At 34.1% G+C, this 4,513-nt stretch carries 3 protein-coding genes; all 3 read right to left on the bottom strand.

The window, feature by feature from the left end; all coding sequences use genetic code 11:
* A partial coding sequence (locus AC4AGG_RS15345; RefSeq protein ID WP_489772893.1) for a DUF6443 domain-containing protein occupies positions 1-651 on the bottom strand: 651 nt, incomplete at its 3' end.
* 12 nt (positions 652-663) lie between these two features.
* The gene (locus AC4AGG_RS15340) at positions 664-4,146 is read right to left on the bottom strand and encodes a hypothetical protein (RefSeq protein ID WP_489772892.1); all 3,483 of its coding nucleotides are present in this window, start codon (positions 4,144-4,146) and stop codon (positions 664-666) included.
* A gap of 12 nt (positions 4,147-4,158) precedes the next feature.
* A partial coding sequence (locus AC4AGG_RS15335) for a T9SS type A sorting domain-containing protein (RefSeq protein ID WP_489772891.1) occupies positions 4,159-4,513 on the bottom strand: 355 nt, incomplete at its 5' end.

Below are 4,513 nucleotides of genomic sequence, written 5' to 3'. Positions count from 1 at the left end.
TCCTTGACCGTTTTTGAATTCTATACTTACATTGCCATCTTCATCGGTTACGGTATTTTTATAAAGTTGATTCGCTGGATAAAAACTGTTTGTTGCATCTATCTTAAGAACCGAAGAGGTGGCATTATTGGCCCAAGTGGTAGTAGTTACAAACTTTTTAACTTCATTAGCTACATTGGCATCATAACCAAATTGTACAGGATGGGTTGCCCAAGCGGTTCCCACTTGGATTTGCTGTTGGATTCTGTCTAATGGTGAGTTTTCTAAGATCTTTTCTGCATAGATCTTTTCGTTTCCATAAATACTAGTAGCGTTTCCAAGCGGAGAAGCGTAGATAGCCCCGTTAGCCGATCCGCTCTGTGGAATCGGTAAATAGTCTTTGACCTGTCTTCCGAACTGGTCATATTCTATATGAGTAACCACGTCTTTTCCTGTTGGAGAAGCTTTCACATTCACTATTTGCTTAGGACGTCCTAAACCGTCAAAATATTGGACGGTTTCTTCTTTCTTAGGATTCTCCCCTGTTGGATCATCCAAATACGTTTTGGTGTAAACATAGTTTTCATTTGCGCTAGGTACAGTAGCAGTAGTTTGAGCAAAAGAAGTTCCTGCTACAAACAATACACTGAATAGGGTGATAATTCTTTTCATGATTTTGTGTTTTTATGGTTTGTAGTGGTATTGGAATTCTTTCAAAGTCTTGTTATTAACATCTACAATTTTTTGTAGTCTGTTGGCGGTGTCATAAATGTAATACTCTCTGATTCCTGAAGGAGGTGTAATACTCCGTACTCCAATGAGTGGGTCGTAGGTATAGGTGGTGATTTGGTAGTTAGCTAACAGAGGGTCTCTTCTAAAGGTATCTAATGCCATTAATAAGTCTTGTTCCGACTGAAAATCAATATCTAAATCTGACAAACTCTGTAAATTAAATATCTTTTGACGAACTCCATTCAATTGTTCAAGACTTTCTCCAACAATCTTAAGAATTGGATATCTTGCATTATACCCCCAGATAATATGGATGGGAGTCTCTCCAATTGAATAGTATTTTGTAATGTTTCCATATAAATCATATTCGAAATTTACTTCTTTGGAAACATTATTTGTTGAAATATCGTAATTGATTTTTGAAGTCTGAAACAAATTTCCAAGATTATCAAATTTGTATTCTTCTCTTGAGATTAATTTTCCTACGATATCAGTACTGTCAATTTTCTTTTTTGTGACGATTTCTAACGGAACCTCCAAAAAATATGCAGTAATCAATTTTTGATTATTCTTGTCGTGAGCATACAAATATTTCTTTTCGGTTTGAGTATCATCAGGATGTGTAATCGTTTGTTTTTTTAGAAGGAAAGGGTATATTAAATCATATTCGTTTTTATATCTTGATTTTGTAGTTTTAGTATTATTTTCAGGTACTTTACTAAAGTTCTCTTCGATATCTCTTTGTATTAGTTGTATACTCCTACTTTGATAGGGGATAGGTTGAAATGAAGTAGTCTGAGGTAAAGGAGAGTAATTCATAAATGTAACTCCATTTGAATATGGTAAAATTTCAGAACATTGATTCGTGATTGTTGAGAGCATGAAAGTTGAATATCTAAAAGTAGATTGGAGATTAGAGTTATTTTGAATATAAGCATGTTTATTCAAAATTAAGTGATCCGATTGGTTCAAGTATCCACTATTCACAAAAGAGTTTATATTACTAGTTACACCATACCTATTTCTTTCTTCTGTTATCTTTATTCTATTACTATCATATGCCCTTTTTTTAATTAGTTTGCCAAGTAAAATATTAGATTTGACAATCGGGCTGCTATATGATGGCATTCTTTCTATACCTGTTACATTGAAAAAACTATTAATAACGTAGCCGTTGAACTGATTGTTTACATAATTTATTTCAGTCACATGAGAATAGCCAATATAGGGCGTACCAAATAGATTGATATTTCCGTTAGAGGCGAACCTATTTAGATAAGTATAATGAATATCAGCACCGCATAGGTAAGGTGTAGTGTTTGCATAACTTCGAAATTCGGTCTTATGAAATGATGGTACAAAGTGAGCCTCCCCACTAGTTTTTCCAGACTCTAGTATACCTGTTGAAATATTTATTTCTTTTTCTAAATCATCATAGTAAAAAAATTTTTCGTAGGATTGATTGGTGTCATTTGTTCGATTAACAATTTTATGTACCCTTAATCCCCCTACTTTGGATTCTTCCTGAGAAACATTATCAGTCAAGTTTTTTTCATAGGTGAGAGTTAAGGTAACATTAGGATTATTATTCATTAACAGCGCATAATACCATCCAGGTGATAGCGTTATAGACTGTACAAATGTAGTTGATTTGCTTATTAGAGCTTCCTGTTGCATAGCACAAAAATTGTTTCCTTGTGAGGAAGGAAGACATCTTCCGTTTGGGCCTAGGCACTGACCAATTATTATTCTACTGACTGATTGATACTGATTTGAAGATGCAGAAGCTGTAGCCTCGAATATTACAGTTCCAGGAGCCTCTATGTAGAATCGAAAAAAGCCGCTTTTTGGAGCATATGATATCTCATCATCACATTGTAGGAATCTATATTGATCCGTAGAATCTTGACCTCCAGTTATTGAGCCTGCTGTATAGATTCCGTTTATTGTTAGATGGTTTTCAAATAGTTTTAATGGAACCTTTAAACTATTCGACTCGTAAAAAAATTCTGTCTCTCCCTTTGTTGGATGAGTTATCTTTTTTAATGTGCCAATTTTTGCAAAATTTTCAAAAGCACTTCTATTTGCTCCTTCAAAATATTCAATTGAGTTCTTTTTGACTCTTGGCACTAGCGTATTGTTATTTTGTCCATTAAAGTATCCCCAGTAATCTTGAGAGAACGAACCTCTAGGAGGGATTGAATTTGGTGACTCATATGTAAATTGATAAGTATCTACTATTTCAGGGTTAGGTGAAATGGTTTTAAAATTTATCAAATCTAATTTTAACCTCTTGTCCTTTTCGTTTGTGGAATTAGGGCTGCCGAAATAAGAGTACAGAAATTGAATGTGATTTTTAGGAGTAATGATGCTATTTAATGCTGCCCTACCCCTCAAGTCTGCTCTTTCAACATTTGCTAAATTGAAAGTAGCCATTACGGTCTCATTGTAAGAAATCGAGGATAAATAAGGTTGCTTAACAAGATAGGTGCTTGTGATTGGAGAGGTCCCCCTAGTAGTGATTACGTCACTTGATTGTCTACTAGAAACAGTATCGCCCCAATTATCATTACTGCCCATATTTTGTGGAGTCGTCCACCAGTCAGTTGGCGTGTATTCGAATGTGAACTTATCTTTCTTGGAGCCAGATTCTATTTTTGTAAGGTACCACGCAGAGTAATATTGTGAAATTTCATCATTGTAATTTTGGTATTCAACTTTAGTGGTTTCTTTATTAGTGAAATAATATATTGTGCCATCACTTTTTGTTATTGTAAAAGCGGAAATATCTTGTTCTGGGAATTGAGTGGTTGTAAAACTTCCCTTTAACCCATTTTCTTCTAGAAAATAAATCATCTTTGTTGTCGGATGTATGTAAAAACTTGCATTAAGGCCATCACATGTATTAATAGTGTAATAGTCTAATTCTATATCTTTGGCACCAGTTAAATAACTACTAAAAAATCCGGTAAAACTGTTCATTAATGGGGTATCGTAACTATTTCCGTTCTTTAAAGTTACATTAAAAAGATTCTGAATTACTAAGTAATTATTGTAAGAATCTGATGTAAGTGATGAGTAATTGATATTTGTTGTAACTCTATAATCGGGTTTCCCCACTATATTCTTTGTTATTACACCGCTTGCATTTAGATTCCAGCCTAATCCCACCCAGGTTGCGATATCATTTACCCTTATTCCAGAAGCGTCATATTGGAGAAATATAGGTAGAGATTTTTCTTTTCCCTTAATTTCATCAATTGGAATTGTTATCTCTGGAGTACCGGTATATAGATTGACTGGAATTTCACCAAATTTTCTTAAACTACTTGCCTCTGGAGAACTTGGCATATCTGTTGAGTTTGCCAGAGATTGGGATATTAGAGAAGTTCTGGAAAATAAGGCTAATACTACCAAGAAAATTATCTTTCTCATAATTGTGTTTTTTTACTTTTTAATAATTTTAGAATTAGCGGACTGGTTATTGTTGGTTTTCACGGTGATGATGTAAGCGCCTTGAATAAGTCCGGCGGTGTTAATCTTGGTAACACGGTTTTTAGAAGCAGTAGATTGGATATGTTTTCCACTCATGTCATATAAATCAATCACAGCATCTTCGAACTTAAATCCTATCTCAACATAACAATAATCATCCACTGGATTAGGATAAATCTTAATCGGTAATTCTTCGATTAAGTCTTCTAAATCTTTATCACCCAGTTTAACAATCTTCCAGTTTTCTTTTCCTAAGTCTTCAGCACTTGTTCCTGCTAAAACAATAGAGCCGTCTCTGTTAATTTTG

The sequence above is a fragment of the Chryseobacterium sp. CG10_8 genome (assembly GCF_058117085.1).
This window is presented reverse-complemented; position numbering and strand designations above follow the sequence as displayed.

Coding starts and splice junctions, on each gene's coding strand:
- AC4AGG_RS15340 (WP_489772892.1), bottom strand. CDS start 4,146: ATGAGAAAGATAATTTTCTTGGTAGTATTAGCCTTATTTTCCAGAACT.